The following is a 22,453-nucleotide window of genomic DNA, read 5'->3' as shown; positions in this document are numbered from 1 at the left end:
TGGGGTCTATTCGCCTCGGCTCGGCCGGACGAGGTATCCCACGCCGTCGCGGGTGAACCCTTGGCTTCGAGTGTGCGCTGAGGGCGGCGACACGCCGAAAATCCCCGCCCTGTGCGCACATTCGATGCGCAAGCGGGAAAGCGACGCCGCTACCACGCGTCGGACAGGTCGGCGTGCTGCCGGACCCAGGCGTGCATCGCGATCCCGGCGGCCACCCCGGCATTGATGCTCCGCGTCGAGCCGAATTGGGCGATCGACACCGCCATCGCGGCGCCCGCGCGGATGTCGTCGGTGATGCCCGGGCCCTCCTGACCGAACACCAGCAGGCAGTCCCGCGGCAGCGCGGTCTCCTCGAGCCGGGTCGCGCCCGGGACGTTGTCCACCGCGACCACCGTCAGCCCGGCACCGGCGGCGAAGCCCAGCAGGTCGGCGGTGCTGTCGTGATGGCACAGCCGCTGATAGCGGTCGGTCACCATGGCGCCGCGGCGATTCCACCGCCGCCGGCCGACGATGTGCACGGTGTGCACCGCGAAGGCGTTGGCGGTGCGCACCACCGAGCCGATGTTGGCGTCGTGCCCAAAGTTCTCGATCGCCACGTGCAGGGGATGGCGGCGGCGGTCGATGTCGGCGATGATCGCCTCGCGCGTCCAGTACCGATAGGCGTCGACGACGTTGCGAGTGTCGCCCTCGCGCAACAGGACCGGGTCGTATCGCGGGTCGTCGGGCGGGTCGCCGGGCCACGGCCCCACCCCGGCGGCCGGTGCGGCCCATTCGGTCGGCCCGGGCCCCGGTTCGCTCATCGCGGCGTCCACACCGCGGCGTGCGTGCCGTCGACCGCCACCGTCGCGTAGAGCAGCGCCTCGTTGATCTCGCCCTGCGTGCACAACGACGCGCTGAAGTGCACCGCGTCCAGCGAGGCGTCGGGCAGGATCAGCACCGACGACCCGTACGCCGAGCAGGCCGGGTTCAGCCCGGCGCCGGGCAGCGTCGGGGACGCGAGCAGCATCAGCGGGCCGCCGCGGTTGGCCGACTCGTCGCGATACCGGGCGGCCAGCCCGTCGGCTTCCAGCCCGAGCAGCATGTAGCCGGTGCCGTTGAACGCCGCCGGATCGCCGAGCTGCGCCTTCGTCATCGGGGCGCCGTCGGCGCGCCAGGCCGACAGACTGACGGTCTTCACCGACAGGCCGGTGTCGTTGGCGTTGGTGGGCATCAGCCCCACCGGGAACGCGGCCGGGTAGGCCGCCGAGCTGTTCGGGATCCGGTCGCGCGGCGAGTAGGTGTACACGCCGCGGACCTGACTGCGATCCTTAAGCGGCCCAAGGCAAACCGTCCCGGCGAGCCGGTCGCCGGAGGCCGACAGCGGCGCGTGGACGTCGGGCGCCTGGCCCGCCGGGCGGTCGCAACTGCCCAGCCCGTTGGACTCCATCGGGTGCGACAGCGCCCCGTAGAGCCCGAACCGGATGTCCTCGGGTTTGGCGTGCGGCGCCTGCGGGTTGGCCGCCGAGGCGTCGACGTCGATCAGCACGTAGTCGCCGTCCCACCGCAGGTTCGACACCGCCATGTTCCAGCCCAGCAGCGAAAGCGATTCCCCGAAGCGGGCGCCCTGCGCGCCGTAGGGGCGGACGGGCTGGCTGGCGCCCGAGCAACCCGTCAGGCAAGCCAGCAGGCAAGCGGCCATCGCGAGGAAGGTGCGCACAGCGATGACGGCCTAGCCCAGCCCCAGATCGGCGAGGCCCAGCACGCTGCGGTACGGCAGGCCCTCGGCCTCGATGGCCTCGGCCGCGCCGGTGGAACGGTCCACGACCGTGGCCACGCCGACCACGTGCCCGCCTGCCTCTTGGACGGCGCGCACCGCGGTCAGCGCCGACGCCCCCGTCGTGCTGGTGTCCTCGACGACCAGCACGCGCTTGCCCGCGACCTCGGAGCCCTCGATAAGGCGTTGCAGCCCATGGGTTTTCGCGGACTTGCGCACGACGAACGCGTCGATCGGGCGGCCCGGCGCGTGCATGACGGCCGTGGCGACCGGGTCGGCGCCCAGGGTGAGGCCGCCGACCACCGCGTAGTCCCAGTCGTGGGTGAGGTCGCGCATCAGCGTGCCGATCAGGGCGGAGGCCCGGTGGTGCAGGGTCGCGCGGCGCAGGTCGACGTAGTAGTCGGCCTCCTTGCCCGACGACAGTGTCACCTTGCCGTGCACCACCGACAGCCGGCGCACCAGGTCGGCCAGCTCCTCGCGGGAGTCGGTGTGCGCGTCAGGTCCGGCCACGGCCACCGCCGATCCGCTTGGTCACGGCCCGCATCAGGGTCCGCGGAATCATCCGCTCCACGGCGATGATCGCCTTGTATTGCAGGCCGGGGATGCTGATCACCTTGCCGCGCGCGATGTCGGCCAGGCTCTGGTTCACCACGTCGTCGACCTCGAGCCACATGAACGACGGTGACTTGGCCATGTCGATCCCGGCGCGGGCGTGAAACTCGGTGTGCACGTAGCCCGGACACACGGCGTGCACCCCGACGCCGGTGCCCTGCAGGCCGACGGACAGGCCCTCGCTGAACGAGATGACCCACGCCTTGGATGCCGAGTAGGTCGAGCCGCGGCCCGGCACCAGCCCCGCGACGCTCGCGATGTTGATCACGGTGCCGGCGCCGGCGTCCAGCATGGCGGGCAGGGCCGCCCGGGTGAGGTGCATGACCGCGGTGACGTTGACGTCGAGCTGCGACTGCAGCAGCGCGGGATCGGTCGCCCAGAAGTCGCCGGAGGTGCCGAAGCCGGCGTTGTTCACCAGGACGCGCACCCCGCGGGACAGCCGTTCGCAGACCTGGTCGCGGCCGGCGGCGTCGGCCAGGTCGGCGGGCAGCACCTCGATGTTGCCGGCGCGGCCCTGCAGTTCGCCAGCGAGGTCGGTCAGCCGGTCGACGTCGCGGGCGACCAGGACCAGGTCGTATCCGTCGTTGGCATAGCGTCGCGCGTAGCCGGCGCCGATCCCCGAGGTGGGCCCGGTGATCAGGGCTACGGGACGAGGCATGAGCGACATCCTAATGACGGCGGCCGCGCCGCCCACCCGGCGCCCGGCGCGCCGTCAGTGCTGATAGTTGGTGGCCTGGTGGCCGTTGCGCCCCGCCGGCGGCGGGCGGCGAACGGCGTCCGGGCCGCGCTGCTCCCGCCGGATCGGCTCGGCCGGCCGGCGCGCGGACGCCTGAACGTCGGAGCCCAGTAGCCCGGCCACGTCCTGCTGCGGACGCCGGGGCGGCAGCTCGGCGCGGCCGGCGGGCGCCAGCGGGCGGCTGGGCGCCGCGCCGCGCAGCCCCGCGGGCGCGCCCGCCTCCTGCTGGGTCTCCTCCGGCAGCGGCGGCAGCACCCGCAACAGGTCGTTGAACTGACGCACGGTGCGCAGGCCCTCGTCCCACTGGGTGCGGGTGCTGGTGATGGGCATGGCGACCAGCGTCCAGTTCTGCTCGTTCCACATGATCTCGGCGGAGTCCGGGGCGGTGTGCGCGAAGGTGACCATGCGGCGGTCGCAGGCCCGCCGGGCGGCGTCCAGGTTGGTGGAGTACACCATCCGCGGGCCGATCGCGCCCAGCAGCCAAATGTCGCTCTCCCGTGGCTCTTTGAGCCCCTTGAGCCGCAGGTCCACCACGACGTTGGTGCCCACCTTGCGGTGCAGCGCGATCACGGTGGCGACTTCCTCGAGGTCGAAGATGTACACCGCCTCGCCGCGGATCTGACCCAGCACGACGTTCTCGGCGGCGATGTCGCCGACCGTCGAGATGACACCGCGCTTCCAGCGCTTGAGGATGTCGGCCGATTCCCGCTCATAGTCGAACCCGTGCGACCGCGCCCAGGATTTGCGGCGCCTGCTGCGTCCGCGGCGTCGATCGAGGTCGACGTACAGCAACACGCCCGCGCCGACGAAGCACAGCGCGGAGAGCGTGAACCAAAGGGGGACCATCCCACACAGGGTATCCGCATTTGCTCCGGAATAAATAAGTCCGGTCGGTCACAACCCAGTCACAGGACCAAACACTCCACTGATGCGCCGAACGTCGACTTGTTGGGCTCTTTCGGATGAAATGCCCACAACAAGTCGACGTTCGAGCAGCATCAGCCCAGGATCAGCGAATCGCCGTCCGGGCTGACGTTCACCGGCACGGTGTCGCCGTCGTGAATGTCACCGGCCAGCAGCAGCTTGGCCAACTGGTCGCCGATGGCCTGCTGCACCAGCCGGCGCAACGGCCGCGCGCCGTACACCGGGTCGAACCCGCGCTGGGCCAGCCACTGCTTGGCCGGCAGCGACACCTCCAGCGTCAGCCGACGCTGCGCCAGCCGCTTCTGCAGCTGGGCCAGCTGGATGTCGACGATCGACACCAGCTCGCCGGGCTCGAGGCCGTGGAAGATGATCACGTCGTCGAGCCGGTTGATGAACTCCGGCTTGAACGCCGAGCGCACCGCGGCCATCACCTGCTCCTCGCTGCCGCCCGACCCGAGGTTGGACGTCAGGATCAGGATGGTGTTGCGGAAGTCGACCGTGCGGCCCTGACCATCCGTCAACCGGCCCTCGTCGAGCACCTGCAGCAGCACGTCGAACACGTCCGGGTGCGCCTTTTCGATCTCGTCGAACAGGATCACCGTGTACGGGCGCCGCCGCACCGCCTCGGTCAGCTGGCCGCCCTGGTCGTAACCGATGTAGCCGGGCGGGGCGCCGACGAGCCGGGCGACCGAGTGCTTCTCGCCGTACTCGCTCATGTCGATGCGGACCATCGCGCGCTCGTCGTCGAACAGGAACTCCGCCAGCGCCTTGGCCAGCTCGGTCTTACCGACACCGGTCGGCCCGAGGAACATGAACGACCCGGTCGGCCGGTTGGGGTCGGCCACCCCGGCCCGGCTGCGACGCACCGCGTCGGACACGGCCGTCACCGCACGCTTCTGGCCGATGACGCGCTTGCCCAGCTCGTCTTCCATGCGCAGCAGCTTGGCGGTCTCGCCCTCGAGCATCCGCCCGGCGGGGATGCCGGTCCACGCCGACACCACCTCCGCGATGTCGTCGGGCCCGACCTCCTCCTTGAGCATCACGTTCTCGCGCGCCTCGGCCTGGGGCAGCGCCGCGTCGAGCTTCTTCTCGACCTCGGGGATGCGCCCGTAGCGCAGTTCGGCGGCCTTGGCCAGATCGCCGTCGCGCTCGGCGCGCTCGGACTCCCCGCGCAACGCCTCCAGCTGCTCCTTGAGCTCGCGGACCACGTCGATCGCGCTCTTCTCGTTCTGCCAGCGGGTGGTGAGCTCGGCCAGCTTCTCCTTCTGGTCGGCCAGCTCGGAGCGCAGCTTCTCCAGCCGCTCCTTGGACGCCTCGTCCTCCTCCTTGGCCAGCGCCATCTCCTCGATCTCGAGGCGGCGCACCAGGCGCTCGACCTCGTCGATTTCGACGGGCCGCGAGTCGATCTCCATCTTCAAGCGCGAGGCGGCCTCGTCGACCAGGTCGATGGCCTTGTCGGGCAGGAAGCGCGCGGTGATGTAGCGGTCGGACAGCGTCGCCGCGGCCACCAGGGCCGAGTCGGTGATGCGCACCCCGTGGTGCACCTCGTAGCGGTCCTTCAGGCCGCGCAGGATGCCGACGGTGTCCTCCACCGACGGCTCGCCGACCAGCACCTGCTGGAAGCGCCGCTCCAGGGCGGCGTCCTTCTCGATGTACTTGCGGTACTCGTCGAGCGTGGTGGCGCCGACCAGCCGCAGCTCGCCGCGGGCCAGCATCGGCTTGATCATGTTGCCGGCGTCCATCGCGCCCTCGCCGGTCGCGCCCGCGCCGACGATCGTGTGCAGCTCGTCGATGAACGTGATGATCTGGCCGGCGGAGTTCTTGATGTCGTCAAGGACGGCCTTGAGCCGCTCCTCGAATTCGCCGCGGTACTTGGCGCCGGCCACCATCGAGCCCAGGTCCAGGCTGATGACGGTCTTGTCGCGCAGGCTCTCCGGTACGTCGCCGGCCACGATGCGCTGGGCCAGGCCCTCCACGATCGCGGTCTTGCCGACGCCGGGCTCGCCGATCAGCACGGGGTTGTTCTTGGTGCGCCGGCTCAGCACCTGCACGACGCGGCGGATCTCGTTGTCGCGCCCGATGACCGGGTCGAGCTTGCCCTCGCGGGCGCGCGCGGTCAGGTCGGTCGAGTACTTCTCCAGCGCCTGGTAGGTGGCCTCCGGCTCGGGGCTGGTGACGCGGGCGCTACCGCGCACCTTGACGAAGCCGTCGCGCAGCGCCTGCGGCGACGCGCCGTGGCCGGTCAGCAGCTTGGCCACGTCGGAATCTCCCGTGGCCAGGCCGACCAGCAGGTGCTCGGTGGAGACGTACTCGTCGTCCATCTCGGTCGCCAGTTGCTGGGCGGTGGTGATGGCGGCCAGCGATTCGCGCGACAGCTGGGGCTGCGAGCTGGCGCCGCTGGCCTGCGGCAGCCGCTCGACCAGGCGCTCGGCCTCGGCGCGGATGGTCGCGGGCTGGACGCCGACAGCCTCCAGCAGCGGCCCCGCGATCCCGTCGGCCTGCGTCAGCAGGGCCATCAGCAGGTGCGCGGGCCGGATCTCGGGGTTACCGGCGGCCGAGGCCGCCTGGAGCGCCGAGGTCAGCGCCGCTTGCGTCTTGGTTGTCGGGTTGAAAGAGTCCACGACGCCTCCGTTCGGTACGTAGGGAAAATGCTTGTCGCGATGTTCAACGTCGTCAAGGTTGAGTGTGTTCCGCTCAACTCTAACGAGTTTTGAGCACTACGGTGCACCGGGTACCCGGGTAACGATGACGCAGACAGAACCACACCAGGAGCGGACCGATGGGCGCCGCGCCTTCAGGCTTGCCATCGTGGTCGGCGGACTGGCGCTGGCGGGGCTGGCCGTCGCCGGATTCCGCACCGACCTGGGTGCCGACGGCCCGTCGGCCACCGTCCCTGAGGCCGGAACGTTGCAGGTCAACGGGACGGGCACGACGAAGACCGTCCGCTGCCAGGGCGGCTACCTCTCGGTCAGCGGTCAGACCAACACTGTCACCGTCACCGGCCACTGCACCAGCGTCAGCGTGTCCGGCCACGGCAACCGCGTCGCGGTCGACAGCACGGACGCGGTGAGCACCTCCGGAACCGGCAACGCGGTGACGTACCACTGGGGTTCACCCAACGTCGCCAACGCCGGGGCGGCCAACACCGTCAAGCAGGGCTGAGCCCGGGTCACGGGCGATAGGCCGCCGGCAGGTCGAGTTCGTCCGCGTCGCCGGTGAGATAGCGCTGCACGCTCGGCGCGATCAGCGCGACGACCTCGTCGGTGCGCAGCTCGGCAAGCGGCCCCACCCGCATCACGTAGCGGAACAACGCGGTGCCCACCAGGTTGGTCCCCGCCAGGTTGGCCCGCAGCACGGTGTCGGGCCCCTCGCCCAGGACGCCGGAGATGGCCGCCATCACGTAGCCGCGCATGAACTCGCGGAAGGCCTCGTACGCATCGGAGTTCAGCATCGCCGAGTGCAGCATGGCGACCATGGTCGGGCCGGTTTCCGGCTCTTCCCAGATCCGCAGGTAGGCCCGCACCAACCGCACGCCGACGTCCTCGCGTGGGCCGTCGGTCATCGCGGCGACCAGCACGTCGCCGTCCAGGATCAGCCGCATCGACTCACGGAACAGCTCGGCCTTGGAACCGAACAGGTACAGCACCATCGCGGCGTCCACGTGTGCGTCGTCCGCGATCTGACGCAGCGTCGTCTTCTCGAAGCCCTGCGCGGCGAACCGCCGCTTGGCCGCTCGGAGCACCACGTCCTTCGACACGGGCTCGCCCTGGCGGCGGCCCCTGCGCTTTTGCGCGCCTCCGGCGCCGGGCGCTCTTTTCGCGCCCGCGGGGGAAGCGGCAGGTGGCGGCATAGGACGACCGTATCATTTCACTAGTCGTTGAAAATATTGAACACGGCCGTTACGCTGCGAACGTCATATTTCATCTGCTGATGAAAAGGAGGTAGCGCATGATCACGCAGTCGCTTCCCCAGCACGGCCGGCCGGCACACTCCCGTCCGGCGCTGCCACTCTTGCGTGCTACGGGAATCGTCGCGGCGATGACCGTCGCGGTGGCCATCATCTGCGTCGCCTTCGCGCTGCCGGCGGCACGCTCGAAGCCACACCACATTCCGATCGGCCTGGTGGGGCCCGGCCTGGTAACCGGGCTGATCAACAGCCAGCTCGATACCGCCGCTCCGGGCGGCTTCACCGTGACCACCTACCCGGACGAGGCCGCGCTGCGGTCGGCGATCCGCAACCGCGACGGCTACGGCGGCCTCGTGGTCACCCCCAAGGGCCCCACCCTGCTGCTCGCATCCGGGGCGAGCCCGACCGTGGCACAACTGCTGACGCAGATCGGCGACCGCGTCGCGCAACGTACGGGCGCGCCCTTGCGCACCGAAGACCTGGCCCCGCTGCCGGCCGACGACCCGCGCGGCGCAGGCCTGGCCGCATCCGCGCTGCCGATCACCCTGGCCGGAATCCTGCCCGCCATCGTGCTGTTGCTGGCATTTCCGCGCCGACCCTGGCTGAATTTCGCTGTCGCAAGCGCATTTTCGGTCGCGGCCGCCGCGACCGTCGCGGTGTTGCTGCGCTACGTGCTCGGGTCGGTCGATCAAAATTTCTGGGGCGTTGCCGCCGGGCTCACGCTGGGCACATTGGCGATGACGTTGCCAACGCTGGCGCTGGGCACGCTGTTCGGCCGGGTCGGCCTGAGCAGCGCGGTCGCGGTCGCCATGCTGCTGGGCAACCCGCTGTCGGGACTGATGAGCGCCCCGGAGATGTTGCCGTCCGGGTGGGGCGCGCTGGGCCAGCTGCTGCCGCAAGGGGCCAACGCCACGTTGCTGCGATCGACGGCGTTCTTCTCCGGTGCCGGGGCGACCACGGCCGGCGTCGTGCTGTGCTGCTGGGTGGCCGCCGGGGCCGTGCTGATCGGGATTGCCGGCGCGCGGCGCGCCTAGAATCGGGCCCCGTGGGGCTCGAGGACACCGACGCGTTGCGGGTGCTGCGCGACGCCTTCGCCCAGGGCGAGGCCGGGCCCGACAACGAGCTGGTCCGGCGGTTCTACACCCAGTGGTTCGGCCTCGACGTCTCGGTGCGCGACCTGTTCCCGCCCGAAATGGGTGATCAGCGCACCGCTTTCGCCCACGCCCTGCGCTGGGTGTACGGCGAACTCGTCGACCAGCGAGCCCAGGAACCGGTGGCCTTCCTCGCCCAGCTCGGCCGGGATCACCGCAAATACGGTGTGCTGCCGCAGCATTACGACACGCTGCGGCAGGCGTTGTTCTCGTCGCTGCGGACTCACCTCGGCGACGCCTGGACCGACGCCGTCGCCGAGGCCGCGACCCAGTCGCTCAACCTGATCACCGGGGTGATGCGGGGCGCGGCCGACGCCGAGGAGGGCCCCGCCTGGTGGGACGGCACGGTGATCGAGCACATGCGGGTGTCCCGCGACCTCGCCGTGGTCCGGCTGCAGCTCGACCGCCCGATGGACTATCACGCCGGCCAGTACGTCAACGCCCACGTCCCGCAGTGCCCGCGGCGCTGGCGCTACCTGTCCCCCGCCATCCCGGCGGACCCGGGCGGCGGCATCGAGTTCCACGTCCGCGTGGTGCCCGGCGGCCTGGTCAGCACCGCCATCGTCAACGAGACGCGGCCAGGCGACCGGTGGCGGCTGTCCAGCCCGCACGGCGGCCTGCGGGTGGACCGGGACGGCGGCGACGTGCTGATGGTCGCCGGCAGCACCGGCCTGGCGCCCCTGCGCGCGCTGATCATGGACCTCAGCCGATACGCCGTGAACCCGCGCGTGCACCTGTTCTTCGGCGCCCGCTACCGCTGCGAGCTCTACGACCTGCCGACCCTGTGGCAGGTGGCATCGCACAACCCGTGGCTGTCGGTCTCGCCGGTATCCGAATACAGCGCCGACCCGGCGTGGGCCGCCGACTATCCCGACTGCACGCCGCCACGCGGACTGCATGTGCGCCAAACCGGCCGGCTCCCCGACGTGGTGACCAAGTACGGCGGGTGGGGCGACCGGCAGATCCTGATCTGCGGCGGGCCGGCGATGGTGCGGGCCACCAAAGCCGCGCTGATCGCCAAAGGCGCTCCGCCTGAACACATTCAGCACGACCCACTGTGGAGGTAGGCATGCGCGTCGTCACCCTGCGCGACCAGGCATCGGCGCTGACCGCCGAGTTCGTGCCCGGGGCGGGCATGATCGGAACCTCGCTCAGCGACGCCGGCGTGGAGCTGTTGGGGCAACGGCGCGGGCTGGACGCCTATGTGGCCAATGGCAAGACGATGGGGATCCCGATCCTGTATCCCTGGGCAAACCGCCTGGGCGCCAACAGCTATACCGCGCAAGGCGTGACGACGACGCTGACACCGGGCGACAACGGGGTTCGCGCCGATCCCAACGGCCTGCCGATCCACGGCGTGCTCGCCGCCTACCCGGGCTGGCGGGTGACGGCGGAGTCGGCCGACGAATTGGTGGCCGAGTTGGACTTCGCCGCCGATCCGCGATTGCTGGCCAGCTTTCCCTACCCGCATGTGCTGACGGTGGCGGTGCGGCTGGCCGAGCGGACACTGACGGTGCGCACCACGGTGACCGCCACCGGCGACCGCGCCGTCCCGCTGTGCTTCGGCTTTCACCCCTACCTGCAGCTGCCCGACATCCCGCGCGCCGAGTGGGTGATCGAGGCCCCGCCGCTGCGACACCTGCTCCTCGACGACGTTGGGCTGCCCACCGGCGAATCCGAACCTCAGCCGGCCCTCTCGGAATCCTTGGGAGACAAGGCTTTCGACGATGCCTACGACGAGGTGCCCGACGGCGCGGTGTTCGCGGTCTCCGGCGGCGGCCGCCGCATCGAGGTGCGCTTCGAAAGCGGGTATCCGGCCACGCAGATCTTCGCGCCCACCGGCGACGACCCCGCGACGCGGATCGTCTGCTTCGAGCCGATGACCGCGCCGACCGACGCGCTGCGCCGCGGCGGCTACCGCTGCGCGCGGCCGGGCGAGCCCGCGGTCTCCCAATTCTCGATTCACGCATAGGGATTCGCGATGTCCGACCCGACCCACCCCCAAATCGGGAGGATGACCGAGCACTTCCAGGCGGTCATAGCGCTTCTCGACGAACAGGTCCGTCGGATGCAACGGGTGGCGATCGTGGTCAGCGACCAGACCGGCACGGTCGAGGTGACCATGAACGGCCACCTGCGCCTGACCGGCCTGGTCATCGATCCCGACATACTGGCCCTGGGCGCCCAGGAGGTGACCAGGCGAATCAACGAAGCAATCGGCGAGGCAACTGAATTCGCCGACGAGTGGGCGGACGAGGACATTGTCGACCTGGAGACCCGGGTCGCCGACGCGCTGGCGAAGCTCAGGGACCTGCCGCCGCCGACGTAGCGCTCACGCGACCCAGACGCGGCGCTCCGCCCGGTGAGCGGACGGCGTCTCCAGCGCCAACCGGCCCGCCGCGTCCAGCGTGTAGGGGAAGATCAATCCGATCGCCACGCCCTCGCGGTGCTCGGCGGTGAGCTCGATGCCGTCCCGGTGCTGTTCGGTCAGCGTCACGTTCACCGCCACCACTGCGGCGCGCAGCGAGTCCTTCACCTCGATGAGCCCGCGCCACTGGGCGGCGAGCTGCTCGGCCACCCGTAGATCCCGGCCGCGCGGGTAGTTCGGCTGGACGGCCTGGCGCTGACCCTGAGCGGACACGGCCAGCGCGAACGGCAGGAACTCGCCCGCCGCGGCGATACGCTCGGCCGCGAAGGTGACCGCGGCGTCGACCAGGCCGTCCAGGTCGGCCTGCGCCAGCTCCGTCACTGTGTCGCGCCAACCCATGCGCCGAGGGTAGCCTGCTCACCATGGGGGCCAACGAGCTGCGCGTCTACTGTGCCGAGCTGACCCGCGCATCCAGGGACACCACCGGCGCGGCGGACGAGATCGAGGGCCTGCGGCGCAAATTGGGAACGCAGATGGGCGACCTTGGCCGCACCTGGACGGGTCAGGCGGCCACGGCATACCTCAAAGTCTGGTCGGACATCGACGAAGAATGCGAAGCCATGCTCGCCGACCTGCGCTGGATCGGGGAATCGCTGTCGGCGGCCGCCAATGCCTACGCGCAGATGGAAACCAACGGGGCCAACGCCTTTCGAGCCCTCGAACCCCCGGGGGTGTAATCATGGCCCGACGCACCGTCAACGAGGACGAACTGGTGGACGCGGCCGACGCGATGCGCCAGTTCTGCCTCGTGATGAAGGACCGACTGTCCGAGGTGGCCAAGGATCTGCAAGGCCTGCAGGGCACGTGGGAGGGCGTGGGGTTCGACGTCTTTCTCGAGCGGGTGCAGCACTGGCAGCGCTGGGCGGACGAGACGAGCGAGCAGGTGTTCGACATGCACCTCAACGCGCACATCGCGCACCGCAACTACACCCACAACGCCGAGGTCAACACCTCGATGTGGGGCGGATAGCCGCCGGCGTATTGGTCGGGCTGTTCGGCGGTCCGTATTCCGGCGGAATCTCGCCGACCCGAAGGCTTTTCGGGAACGGATCGGGCAGCGCCGCGAGCTGGCCGCGGTCCGTGGGCTCCTCGGTGGCGGCGAAAAGCGCCCCCTCGTCGTAGAACGTGGTGCCCTCGGACGGCAGATATTCGCGGACGATCGGCAGGTACTCGGTGCCGAACCAGATCCACCAGATCGGGTGGGACGGTAGACCGAGTATCCCGTCCGCCCCGCGCAACAGGCCGCTGACGTCCTTGTTGACGTCGGTCGGCCCGGAGAGCTTGTGGTTGCGCAGCACCTCGCCGGTAGCCAGCACGCTGCCGCGCCGGCGGGCGAACTCGACGAAGAACCGGCGCACGGAGTTTCGCCAGCGCGGGTCGTCCAGCGGCTCGGCCACAATCCACAGAGTGTCGACGCAGACACCGCCCCACTCTTTCGGGAAGAGCCCGCCCTCGAGGCAGGGGAACGTCGCCTTGAACCGCGCCACATCGGAATAGACGTCCACGAACCGGGCGTCACCGTCGCGGTCTAGTCGGTAACGCAGCGGGTCCGATTCGCCGAAGCGGCGCGGAAGGGCCTCGGGGAGGAGCTTTCTCGCGAGTTCGAGCCAGAGCGTCGGGGCGTTGGGCGCCGACACCGGCGAGTACCAATCAAGCTTGAGGACTCGGATCAACTCGCTGTTGGGTCGGCTGGCCTTGCGAGCCCCTCGGGCACCGAGGATGTCCTCGGTCTGTTCGTCGACCGCCACTCCCCCCGCGGCGACGGCCAACGCCTTGGCGAACCGCCGCGCCGGCCGGACCTCGGCCGGGTCGCTGCCCTCCACGCTGATCTGCCAGCTGATGGCCGGCTCGAGAAGGTAGGGCACGACGTCGTCGGGCACGTCCTCGGGCTCGATCTCGTGGGGCCCGAACACGGTAAATGCATAGGTGTCGTCTTTGCCGCGCACCACGGTGACCTCACCGTCCCCGCTGTCCCCGATCGACAGCCCGGGGACGGATTCGACGATCGCCTCCAACTCCTCGTCGTCGACGCTGCCGGCCGCGTAGACCGTCAGGTCATACGACATGAGGTGGCCCCTTTCCGGGTGTAAACGCGAAATCCCAGGCTGCCATAGAATCGGTTCGCCGGTGGGAGAGCGGGGCGGGGAGTGACGGACGTCGATCCGGAATTGTTCTACGACGCGGCCGCTGCCTACAAGGAGAACAGCGACCACGCCGCCGCCGCGTTGCGCAAACTCGCCGGCGTCCAGGCAGCCAACGCCGCCGGGACGCACGGGGTCGGCCCGCAGTGGGCGGCGGCCTTCGACACCGCCGCCGACGAGGCCGGCCAGGTCTCCTTCCGGCTGGTCAACGTCTTCGACAACCTCGGTACCCTGTTGCGCCAGGACGGCATCAACCACGACGAGACCGAAGAGGCGTCCACCCTCAACCAGCGCGACGCCTTTGGGGCGCCGATCACGCCGCCGGGCCAGTCCGCCGGAACCTACATCGACGCGGCGGTCGATGTCGGCTCGGTCGCCGGGGGCGGCGATCCGGAACCGCCGCACTGGGACCTGGTGCGTGGTCAGATCACCGACGGCTGGCCCGACGGGCACCCCGACCGGGTGCATGCGGTCGGGTCGGCGTGGGAGACGTTCGGGCACGACCTGGTGCACATCGACGACCAGCCCTCACCAGAGGAGCAGCGGCTCATCGTCGACGTCGAGGCGGCGGAGATCGCGTTCGTCGTCGACCGGCTCAATGAGGCGCGCGTCGTCAGCACCGACATCGCCAGCGCGTGCGGGGACCTGTCGCGCGCGGCCAAGGACTACGGGGACAAGCTCAAATCGGTCAAGGACGACATGGCCTTCGTCGTCCGCAGCCTCGATCTGATCGTCAAGATCCTGGACGGTTATCCGCCGCAACTGCACCTCATCACCGAGGCCATCAAGCGGACGTTCATCGCGACGGCGGTCACCCAGATCAACGGGCTGAACACGGCGCTGCGGACCACGGCCACCACCTCGATGACGGACCTGACGTCGGCCACCACCGCCATGAACGCCGCGTTGCCTACGGTGAAGACGCTGCTCACCCTGGTGCCACGACGGGTGGATCCGACTCCGACGCAACGGGTCAACGATAACCGCCTCAAGGGCCGCCGCGCCGAACAACTCGCCGGCATCGACCAAGACGCCAAGCGACCGATTCGTGTGACCGACCCGCAGACAGGCGCGATCAGAACACGAATTCCGGATGAGATCGATGACCGCAATCACGTGGTGCGCGAGGTGAAGAACGTGCAGAAGCTGGACGCCACGCGGCAGATCCGGGACATGGCACAGTGGGCACGGGACAACGGCTACAAGTTGGTCATCGTGGTGGACAAAGGCCGCACCAACGTCGGCAGCGTGGAGGACACCTTGCGAACGGACTACCCGGGGTTGAACGTGGAGATCGATCAAAGCATCAACCTCTCATGAGATCACCAGGCGACCCCGCTACTTGGCCGGAATCCGAGCAGGCGATGAAACGGGAACTCGACGCCGCAGGCATCCCCGAAGACACAGTCTGGGAATTGGTGAACTCACCCAACGACTATCCGCAGGCGGTGCCAATCGTCGTGGACTGGCTGCAACACCTCGATGAACGCGTTCCTCGTAATGAGGACCGCCGGGCGTGGCGTGCCGGACTGATCCGTAACCTGATCACTAAGCACGCCAAAGGAAACCGCGCCGCCGTAGACGTCCTGTTTGATCAGTTCAACATCGAGCCTCCGCTCAGCAACCTGGAACTCGAAGCCGCCGGCTTCGCGCTGGCCAAAATTTGCGAGCGCTCCGACTTCCCGCGTATCGCCGCCCTGATTCGCTCCGAGCGCGACTTTCCCACCAAATCGCTGCTGGTGGAATGGATCGGCCAAATCAAGACCGAGGAGGCGAAAGAGCTAGCGGTGAGCCAGCTTCCGTATCCGGCCTCCCGCATCCCGGCCATGAAGGCGCTGGTGCGTCAACGCGCTACGGGTGTGCGCGACGCCGTCGCGAAATACCTCGACGACGAGCACGAGATCTTCCGCAAGGAAGCCCGCAAAACCCTCGACAAACTGCCCGAGGACTGAAGGCTAACGGCCTCTGCGCGGCTGCCAGACCACCACGGCGGTGCTCTTGGGCACCACCGCCAGGTCGCGGCGCTGGCCGGCGCGCACCTGCGCCAGCTCCTCGGTCAACTCCTTCACCCGCGCCTGCAAGGCCTCGACCTGGTTGGTCAGCTCGATTATGCGTTTGATGCCGGCCAGGTTGACGCCCTCGTCCTGGGACAGCCGCTGCACCTCACGCAGGAGGTCGACGTCGTGCTCCGAATACCGCCGTCCCCCACCGGAAGTGCGGCGCGGACTGACCAGGCCGAGGCGATCGTAGGTGCGCAGGGTCTGGGCGTGCATGCCGGCCAGCTCGGCGGCCACCGAGATCAGGAACGTCCGGGATTCCTCCCGTGAATTCTTGGCCATCAGCGGTTACCCGCCCATCCCGCTCGCGGGTCGAACCCACTGGCCCGCTCGGCGGCCGCGTACGCCTCCAGCGCCTCCGCCGCGGCGCCCTCGACGTTGGGCGGCACGGCGACCTTGACGGTGACCAGCAGGTCCCCGTTGCCGCCGCTGCGCTTGGGAACGCCCCGACCACGCACCCGCAGGATGCGTCCGTCGGACGTGCCCTTGGGCACCCGCACGCCGACCTTGCCGTCCAGCGTGGGCACCGAAATCGTTGAGCCCAAAGCCAACTCGGCGAAGCTGACGGGGACGGTCACGGTGAGGTCATCACCGTCGCGGCCAAACACGTTGTCCGGCCGCACATGTACCGTCACGTACAGGTCGCCCGACGGGGCCCCGCGCAGGCCCGCCTCGCCCTGCCCGGGCAGCCGGATGCGTTGCCCGTCCTCGACGCCCGGCGGGATCCGCACGTTGATGGTGCGGGTCCGGGTGGTGACCCCGGTGCCCTTGCACTCGTCGCAGGGGTGCTCGATGATCGAGCCGCTGCCCCGGCAATCGGTGCACGGTTCGGAGAAGCCGAACGCGCCCTGGTTGCGGCTGATCACGCCGGAGCCGTTGCAGGTGGGGCACACCTTGGGGCTGGTGCCCGGCCGCGCGCCGCTGCCGTGGCAGTTGGTGCACGGCGCCGGGCTGGTCAGCCGCAACGGCATGGCCACACCCTTGGCGGCCTCGACGAAGTCCAGCTGCGTCTCGGTCTCCAGGTCGTTGCCGCGTCGTGGCCGGCTGGGACGGGCCCCGGCGCCGCGCCCGAACAGGCCGCCGAACAGGTCACCGATGTTGGTTCCGCCGCTGCGGCCGGCGGCATCGAACAAATCGTTGAGGTTGAACTCGGCGCCGTCGCCACCGACGTTGAAGCCACCGAAGCCGCCGGTGTCGAACCGGCGACCGCCGAAACCGCCGCCCGCGAACAGGCGGCGGGTCTCGTCGTACTCCTTGCGCTTCGCCGGATCCGACAACACGTTGTGCGCTTCCGAGACCGCCTTGAATCGCTCGCCGGCGGCCGGATTGTCGGGATTGGCGTCCGGATGCAGGTCGCGCGCCAGCTTCCGGTATGCGCGTTTGATCTCTTCGGGACTGGCGTCAGAGGAGACGCCCAGCTCCTTGTAGAAGTCCTTTTCGACCCATTCACGCTGGGCCATGTCGCGTCACCCCCTTCACCTTTGGAGTTCTGTTGTTGTGCTGATTGTGTGGTCTATTCACCGGATGCGCCGGGGTTATCGCCCGATTCGACCGGCGCGGCCGCCGGAGCGCCCTCGTCGGCCACCGTGTCGATGACCCCGACCAGGGCGTGCCGCAGGACCTGGTCGCCCAGTTTGTAACCCTGCCGCATGACCGTGCCGATCACCGGTTTGGAGCCGTCGCCGCCGTCGCCCTCGTGCTGCACCGCTTCGTGCAACACCGGGTCGAAGTCCTCGCCTTCCTCGCCGAACGCGACCAGGCCCAGCCCGGTCAACGCGCCGGTCAGCTTGTCGGCCACCGACTTCAGCGGGCCGGACTCCAGGTCGCCGTGCTTACGCGCCCGCTCGAGATCGTCGAGCACGCCCAGCAATTGGCTGACGACGCCGGCCTTGGCCCGGTCCGCGGCGGCCTGCTGGTCGCGCAGCGCGCGCTTGCGGTAGTTGGCGAAGTCCGCCTGGACCCGTTGCAGGTCGCCCAAAAGTTCGGCGGCCTTGCCAGCCTCCTCGGGTGATTCACCCGCGAAGTCGCCCGGCGCGGCCTCTCCCGGCTCCGAGCCGGGAGAGGACCGCCGGACTTCACCGGTTTCGGGGTCGATGCGCCGCTTGTCGGTGACGGTCACCTGCTCGTGTGGATTCCCTTCGGTCACTTGGCCTCCCGGTCGTCGTCGACCACCTCCGCGTCCACCACGTCGTCAGCGGAACCGGCCTGCGGGCCTCCGGCACCGTCGCCACCGGCACCGCCGGCCGCTTGGGTCGCCTCGTAGATGGCCTGGCCGAGCGCCTGGGACTCCTGGCCCAGCTTCTCCATCGCCGACTTGATCGCGGAGATGTCGGTGCCTTCCAGCGCGGACTTGGCCTCGGCCACGGCCGCGTCCACCCTGTTCAGGGTGTCCTCGGGGACCTTCGAACCGCCCTCGGCGCCACGCTGTTCGGCGACGAACTTCTCCGTCTGGTAGACCAGCGTCTCGGCCTGGTTGCGGATGTCGGCCTCTTCGCGGCGCTGACGGTCCTCCTCGGCGTGCGCCTCGGCGTCCTTGATCATCCGGTCGATCTCCTCCTTGGACAGGCCGGAGCCCTCCTGGATCTTGATCGTGTTCTCCTTGCCGGTGCCCTTGTCCTTGGCCGTGACGTGCACGATGCCGTTGGCGTCGATGTCGAAGGTGACCTCGATCTGCGGGACACCACGGGGCGCCGGCGGGATGCCGGTCAGCTCGAAGGAGCCGAGCAGCTTATTGTGCGAAGCGATCTCGCGCTCACCCTGATAGACCTGGATCTGCACCGACGGCTGGTTGTCGTCGGCCGTGGTGAAGGTCTCCGACCGCTTGGTGGGGATCGTGGTGTTGCGCTCGATGAGCTTGGTCATCACGCCACCCTTGGTCTCGATACCGAGACTCAGCGGCGTGACATCAAGCAGCAGAACGTCTTTCACCTCGCCCTTGAGGACACCCGCCTGCAGCGCGGCGCCAACGGCCACCACCTCGTCGGGGTTCACGCCCTTGTTGGGCTCCTTGCCACCGGTCATCTCCTTGACCAGGTCGGACACCGCGGGCATGCGGGTGGAACCACCCACCAGCACCACGTGGTCGATCTCGGACACCGAGATGCCGGCGTCCTTGATCACAGACTGGAACGGCTGACGCGTGCGGTCCAGCAGATCCTGGGTGATGCGCTGGAATTCGGCGCGGGTCAGCTGCTCGTCGAGGAACAGCGGGTTCTTGTCGGCGTCGACGGTGATGTAGGGCAGGTTGATCGAGGTGCTCTGCGAACTCGAGAGCTCGATCTTGGCCTTCTCGGCGGCCTCACGCAGCCGCTGCATCGCCATCTTGTCCTTGGTCAGGTCGATGCCGCTGGTGCCCTTGAACTTGTCGACCAGCCACTCGACGACCCTGTCGTCCCAGTCGTCGCCACCGAGGTGGTTGTCACCGCTGGTGGCGCGGACCTCGACCACGCCCTCGCCGATCTCCAGCAGCGACACGTCGAACGTGCCACCGCCGAGGTCGAAGACCAGAATGGTCTGTTCCTTCTCGCCCTTGTCCAGGCCGTACGCCAGCGCCGCCGCGGTGGGCTCGTTGACGATGCGCAGCACGTTGAGGCCGGCGATCTGGCCGGCTTCCTTGGTCGCCTGCCGCTGGGCGTCGTTGAAGTACGCCGGCACGGTGATCACGGCGTCGGTGATGTCCTCACCGAGGTACGCCTCCGCGTCGCGCTTCAGCTTCATCAGCACCCGGGCGCTGATCTCCTGCGCGGTGTATTTCTTGTCATCGATCTCGATGGACCAATCCGTGCCCATGTGCCGCTTCACCGAACGGATGGTGCGGTCGACGTTGGTCACCGCCTGGTTCTTGGCGGGCTGACCGACGAGCACCTCGCCGTTGCGCGCGAACGCGACGATGGACGGGGTCGTCCGTGAGCCCTCGGAGTTGGCGACGACGACGGGGTCCCCGCCCTCGAGAACTGCGACGACGGAGTTGGTGGTCCCGAGGTCGATACCGACCGCACGAGCCATAGTGATTCCTCCTGATTGAGTAGAGCTTCTTTGGTGCCACTATGCTGAGTGAACCCCGCTCAAGCCTGCTCTTGCCGACACCGTGGTGTCAACCCAGCATTGAGTGTGGTTCGCTCAACTTGTCGATCATGCTAACGGCCAGGGTCGCGGTCTTGTTCCCGGGGGCTCTGCGACGGCGTCGCGGAGCACTGCGGCCTGGTCGGGAACACACCGGCCCGGGCCGCGGCCACTGACCGAGCGCGCCGGCGGACCGGTGGGTTAGCCTGAGCCTTTCCCGGAGCCGACACGGCAGGACCCAATGTCATCGCAAGACAGCGCCGCCGCGCGGCTCGCCCGTGAAGACTCGGGCTATCACAAGGGCCTGAACAATCGCCAGATCCAGATGATCGGCCTCGGCGGCGCCATCGGGACCGGCCTGTTCCTCGGCGCGGGCGGAAGGCTCGCGTCGGCCGGACCGGGGCTGTTCCTCGTCTACGGGGTCTGCGGCATCTTCGTCTTCTTGATCCTGCGCGCCCTCGGCGAGCTGGTGCTGTACCGCCCGTCGTCGGGATCCTTCGTGTCCTACGCCCGGGAGTTCTTCGGCGAGAAGGCCGCCTTCGCGGCGGGCTGGCTGTACTTCGTCAACTGGGCGATGACCGGGATCGTGGACACCACCGCGATCGCGCACTACTGCCACTACTGGACGACGTTCCAGACCGTCCCGCAGTGGATGCTGGCGCTGATCGCGCTGGTCGCCGTGCTCGCGATGAACCTGATCTCGGTCAGGCTGTTCGGCGAGCTCGAATTCTGGGCCTCGCTGATCAAGGTGCTGGCCCTGGTGACGTTCCTCGTCGTCGGCATCGTCTTTCTGGTCGGCCGCTTCAAGGTCGACGGTCACGACCCCGGTGTGGCGCTCTGGGACAGCCACGGCGGACTCCTGCCGGCCGGCTTGGTGCCCCTGGTGCTGGTCACCTCGGGCGTGGTCTTCGCCTACGCCGCGGTCGAACTCGTCGGCATCGCGGCCGGCGAGACCCCAAATCCGCACAAGATCATGCCGCGGGCCATCAATTCGGTGGTCTTTCGCATCGCCATCTTCTACATCGGGTCGACGGTCCTGCTGGCGCTGCTGCTGCCACACACCGCCTACCGCGACCACGTGAGCCCGTTCGTCACCTTCTTCTCCAAGGTCGGCTTCGGCGGGGCCGGCAGTGTGATGAACCTGGTCGTGCTCACCGCCGCGCTCTCCAGCCTGAATGCCGGGCTGTACTCCACGGGCCGGATATTGCGGTCCATGGCGATCAACGGCAGCGGCCCGAAATTCACCGCGCCGATGACCAAGACCGGCGTGCCCTACGGCGGAATCCTGCTCACCGCCGTGGTCGGCCTGTTGGGCATCGTGCTCAACGCCGTCAAACCCAGCCAGGCGTTCGAAATCGTGCTCCACATCGCCGCCGTGGGCGTGGTGGTCGCCTGGGGGACGATCGTGGCGAGCCAGCTGCGGTTCTACCGGCTGTCCCGCGCCGGTGAGGTGCAGCGGCCGCACTTCCGGATGCCGCTGGCGCCCTACAGCGGCTACCTGACGCTGGCCTTCCTGGCCGGCGTCCTGGTCCTGATGTTGCTGGACAAGGTTCAGGGCCCCTGGCTGCTCGGCGCGTTGGCCCTCGGCATCCCCGGGCTGATCGGCGGCTGGTACCTCGTCCGCCATCGCGTGCACGCGGCCGCCCAAGACGCCGCGCTGCCCGCCGCCGACCCGCCCGCGGCGGCCTAGGGCTCGTCGATGTCCTGACCGCCGGCGAGATCCGCGCAGTCGACGATCTCGACGTCGCGCCGGGTCCGCAGGTACGCGCCGGCGCCGCTGTCGCCGGAGATGCTCGACAGGACCTCGGGCCAATGGCGGCGGGCGACGACCACCGGATGCCCCGGGCGGTCGCCGAACGCGGCGCGCGCCAGCCCGGCGGGTGATGCGATCGCCCGGCCGAGAACGCGCGCGACCACCGCGGGCCCCACATCGGGGGCGTCGACGACGTGCAGCACCGCGTAGTCCGCGCGCAGCCGGTCGGCCCGCTCGAGGCCGGCGCGGACCGAGGCGCTCAGCCCGTCCCGCCACCGCCGGACCGTCACCGCGGTGGATCCGGCCGGAACCGCCACCTGGGCGGCGCCCAGCACGACGACCACGTCCGCGCAGCCCCCGGCCCGCAGGGCGTCGACCGCGGCCTGAAGCCACCCGTCGACCAGCACCTTCGGCTTGCCGTAGCGCCGCCCGGCTCCCGCGGCCAGCAGCACCCCGACGCTGCGCGGCGCCGGGCCGCTCGACTGCGATAACGCCACTCTCCTATGATGACATTCAGCTTCTCGCCTAGCGACAACCAATGGAGCACGATGACTCAGGACGTGCAGGCTCCCTCCACTCCGGCGCCCCGATACGCGGGCACCCGAGTCCAGCGGGTTGAGGACGGCCGGCTGCTGACCGGCCGCGGCAGCTTCGTAGACGACATCTCGCGGCCCGGCATGCTGCACGCCTGCTTCGTGCGCAGCCCGTTCGCACGGGCGCGGATCAACGGCATCGACGCCTCGGCCGCGCTGGCGCTGCCCGGCGTGCGCGCGGTGTTCACCGCCGCCGACCTCAACCCCGACGTGCGGGAGGCCTGGCACGCCGTCGCCGGCAAGGACGTCCAAGACACCCCGCGCCCGCCGCTGGCCGAGGGCGAGGCGAAGTTCGTCGGCGACCCCGTCGCCCTCGTCGTCGCCGAGAGCCGGTAT

The 22,453-nt window shown here is 69.4% G+C and carries 24 protein-coding genes and 1 pseudogene; 11 read left to right on the top strand and 14 right to left on the bottom strand.

Annotated features, from left to right (window positions below; translation table 11 throughout):
• Nucleotides 1–149: 149 nt before the first annotated feature.
• From A5701_RS23680 to clpB, 6 genes are all read right to left on the bottom strand, one after another.
• Entirely contained in the window at nt 150–800 is a 651-nt protein-coding gene (locus A5701_RS23680) for an RNA methyltransferase (RefSeq protein ID WP_067760084.1), read from the bottom strand.
• Complete coding sequence (locus A5701_RS23675) at nt 797–1,678, bottom strand: hypothetical protein (protein WP_067760081.1); 882 nt, start codon at nt 1,676–1,678, stop codon at nt 797–799. The genes A5701_RS23680 and A5701_RS23675 overlap by 4 nt, the downstream gene beginning before the upstream one ends.
• Before the next feature lie 30 nt (nt 1,679–1,708).
• Nucleotides 1,709–2,263 (bottom strand): orotate phosphoribosyltransferase, encoded by a 555-nt coding sequence (pyrE, locus tag A5701_RS23670; RefSeq protein ID WP_067760078.1) that lies wholly within the window; start codon nt 2,261–2,263, stop codon nt 1,709–1,711.
• Nucleotides 2,250–3,023, bottom strand: a complete 774-nt coding sequence (locus A5701_RS23665) for an SDR family oxidoreductase (protein WP_067760076.1) — start codon at nt 3,021–3,023, stop codon at nt 2,250–2,252. The genes pyrE and A5701_RS23665 overlap by 14 nt, the downstream gene beginning before the upstream one ends.
• Before the next feature lie 54 nt (nt 3,024–3,077).
• Nucleotides 3,078–3,947: a trehalose monomycolate transport factor TtfA gene (gene ttfA / locus A5701_RS23660; RefSeq protein WP_067760058.1), complete on the bottom strand. Its 870-nt coding sequence runs from the start codon at nt 3,945–3,947 to the stop codon at nt 3,078–3,080.
• A 152-nt stretch (nt 3,948–4,099) separates the two neighbouring features.
• Entirely contained in the window at nt 4,100–6,646 is a 2,547-nt protein-coding gene (gene clpB / locus A5701_RS23655) for an ATP-dependent chaperone ClpB (protein ID WP_067760055.1), read from the bottom strand.
• Between the two features lie 124 nt (nt 6,647–6,770).
• On the opposite strand from clpB, the gene A5701_RS23650 reads away from it, so the two are divergent.
• Nucleotides 6,771–7,187: a DUF3060 domain-containing protein gene (locus tag A5701_RS23650; protein WP_082950173.1), complete on the top strand. Its 417-nt coding sequence runs from the start codon at nt 6,771–6,773 to the stop codon at nt 7,185–7,187.
• A gap of 7 nt (nt 7,188–7,194) precedes the next feature.
• On the opposite strand, the gene A5701_RS23645 is transcribed toward A5701_RS23650, so the two are convergent.
• Nucleotides 7,195–7,875 (bottom strand): TetR family transcriptional regulator, encoded by a 681-nt coding sequence (locus A5701_RS23645; RefSeq protein ID WP_082954813.1) that lies wholly within the window; start codon nt 7,873–7,875, stop codon nt 7,195–7,197.
• Between the two features lie 98 nt (nt 7,876–7,973).
• Between A5701_RS23645 and A5701_RS23640 the strand changes: the two genes are divergently transcribed.
• Genes A5701_RS23640 through A5701_RS23625 form a run of 4 tightly spaced genes read left to right on the top strand, consistent with a single transcriptional unit; the run spans nt 7,974 to nt 11,412 of the window.
• The gene (locus tag A5701_RS23640) at nt 7,974–8,966 is read left to right on the top strand and encodes a hypothetical protein (RefSeq protein WP_067760046.1); all 993 of its coding nucleotides are present in this window, start codon (nt 7,974–7,976) and stop codon (nt 8,964–8,966) included.
• A gap of 11 nt (nt 8,967–8,977) precedes the next feature.
• Entirely contained in the window at nt 8,978–10,150 is a 1,173-nt protein-coding gene (locus A5701_RS23635) for an FAD-binding oxidoreductase (protein ID WP_067760043.1), read from the top strand.
• 2 nt (nt 10,151–10,152) lie between these two features.
• Nucleotides 10,153–11,055: an aldose 1-epimerase gene (locus A5701_RS23630; RefSeq protein ID WP_067760040.1), complete on the top strand. Its 903-nt coding sequence runs from the start codon at nt 10,153–10,155 to the stop codon at nt 11,053–11,055.
• 9 nt (nt 11,056–11,064) lie between these two features.
• On the top strand, nt 11,065–11,412 hold the full coding sequence (locus tag A5701_RS23625) for a YbaB/EbfC family nucleoid-associated protein (RefSeq protein ID WP_067760036.1): 348 nt from the start codon (nt 11,065–11,067) through the stop codon (nt 11,410–11,412).
• 3 nt (nt 11,413–11,415) lie between these two features.
• Here A5701_RS23625 and A5701_RS23620 read toward each other — a convergent pair whose 3' ends face one another.
• On the bottom strand, nt 11,416–11,850 hold the full coding sequence (locus tag A5701_RS23620) for a hypothetical protein (protein ID WP_067760031.1): 435 nt from the start codon (nt 11,848–11,850) through the stop codon (nt 11,416–11,418).
• A gap of 23 nt (nt 11,851–11,873) precedes the next feature.
• On the opposite strand from A5701_RS23620, the gene A5701_RS23615 reads away from it, so the two are divergent.
• Nucleotides 11,874–12,188, top strand: coding sequence for a WXG100 family type VII secretion target (locus A5701_RS23615; protein ID WP_067760029.1), 315 nt, complete (start codon nt 11,874–11,876; stop codon nt 12,186–12,188).
• Between the two features lie 2 nt (nt 12,189–12,190).
• On the top strand, nt 12,191–12,481 hold the full coding sequence (locus A5701_RS23610; protein WP_067760023.1) for a WXG100 family type VII secretion target: 291 nt from the start codon (nt 12,191–12,193) through the stop codon (nt 12,479–12,481).
• On the opposite strand, the gene A5701_RS23605 is transcribed toward A5701_RS23610, so the two are convergent.
• A complete protein-coding gene (locus A5701_RS23605) occupies nt 12,456–13,577 on the bottom strand; it encodes a hypothetical protein (RefSeq protein WP_067760020.1) in 1,122 nt (373 codons plus the stop codon). The two genes, A5701_RS23610 and A5701_RS23605, sit on opposite strands and share 26 nt — an antisense overlap.
• An 81-nt stretch (nt 13,578–13,658) precedes the next feature.
• Between A5701_RS23605 and A5701_RS23600 the strand changes: the two genes are divergently transcribed.
• Nucleotides 13,659–14,972, top strand: coding sequence for a putative toxin (locus tag A5701_RS23600; RefSeq protein ID WP_067760017.1), 1,314 nt, complete (start codon nt 13,659–13,661; stop codon nt 14,970–14,972).
• Between the two features lie 44 nt (nt 14,973–15,016).
• Nucleotides 15,017–15,604, top strand: coding sequence for a hypothetical protein (locus A5701_RS23595; protein ID WP_067760014.1), 588 nt, complete (start codon nt 15,017–15,019; stop codon nt 15,602–15,604).
• A gap of 3 nt (nt 15,605–15,607) precedes the next feature.
• Here A5701_RS23595 and A5701_RS23590 read toward each other — a convergent pair whose 3' ends face one another.
• From A5701_RS23590 to dnaK, 4 genes are read right to left on the bottom strand one after another with little or no spacing between them, the layout of a single operon-like run.
• The gene (locus tag A5701_RS23590) at nt 15,608–15,991 is read right to left on the bottom strand and encodes a heat shock protein transcriptional repressor HspR (RefSeq protein WP_067268708.1); all 384 of its coding nucleotides are present in this window, start codon (nt 15,989–15,991) and stop codon (nt 15,608–15,610) included.
• Nucleotides 15,991–17,169 (bottom strand): molecular chaperone DnaJ, encoded by a 1,179-nt coding sequence (dnaJ, locus tag A5701_RS23585; protein WP_067760011.1) that lies wholly within the window; start codon nt 17,167–17,169, stop codon nt 15,991–15,993. The genes A5701_RS23590 and dnaJ overlap by 1 nt, the downstream gene beginning before the upstream one ends.
• Before the next feature lie 53 nt (nt 17,170–17,222).
• Entirely contained in the window at nt 17,223–17,855 is a 633-nt protein-coding gene (gene grpE / locus A5701_RS23580; RefSeq protein WP_067760008.1) for a nucleotide exchange factor GrpE, read from the bottom strand.
• Nucleotides 17,852–19,714, bottom strand: a complete 1,863-nt coding sequence (gene dnaK, locus A5701_RS23575) for a molecular chaperone DnaK (RefSeq protein WP_067760005.1) — start codon at nt 19,712–19,714, stop codon at nt 17,852–17,854. The genes grpE and dnaK overlap by 4 nt, the downstream gene beginning before the upstream one ends.
• Before the next feature lie 298 nt (nt 19,715–20,012).
• On the opposite strand from dnaK, the gene A5701_RS23570 reads away from it, so the two are divergent.
• A complete protein-coding gene (locus tag A5701_RS23570) occupies nt 20,013–21,461 on the top strand; it encodes an amino acid permease (RefSeq protein ID WP_067760003.1) in 1,449 nt (482 codons plus the stop codon).
• On the opposite strand, the gene A5701_RS23565 is transcribed toward A5701_RS23570, so the two are convergent.
• Nucleotides 21,458–22,021, bottom strand: coding sequence for an NTP transferase domain-containing protein (locus A5701_RS23565; RefSeq protein WP_067760001.1), 564 nt, complete (start codon nt 22,019–22,021; stop codon nt 21,458–21,460). The genes A5701_RS23570 and A5701_RS23565 overlap by 4 nt on opposite strands.
• A gap of 51 nt (nt 22,022–22,072) precedes the next feature.
• Between A5701_RS23565 and A5701_RS23560 the strand changes: the two are divergent.
• Nucleotides 22,073–22,453: pseudogene (locus A5701_RS23560) on the top strand (xanthine dehydrogenase family protein molybdopterin-binding subunit); the annotation flags it as partial.

Origin of the sequence: Mycobacterium sp. E3305, assembly GCF_001666785.1 — a bacterium.
GTDB lineage: Bacteria > Actinomycetota > Actinomycetes > Mycobacteriales > Mycobacteriaceae > Mycobacterium.
Note: the sequence above shows the minus strand (reverse complement) of the source record. Positions and strands in the feature narration are given on the sequence as shown.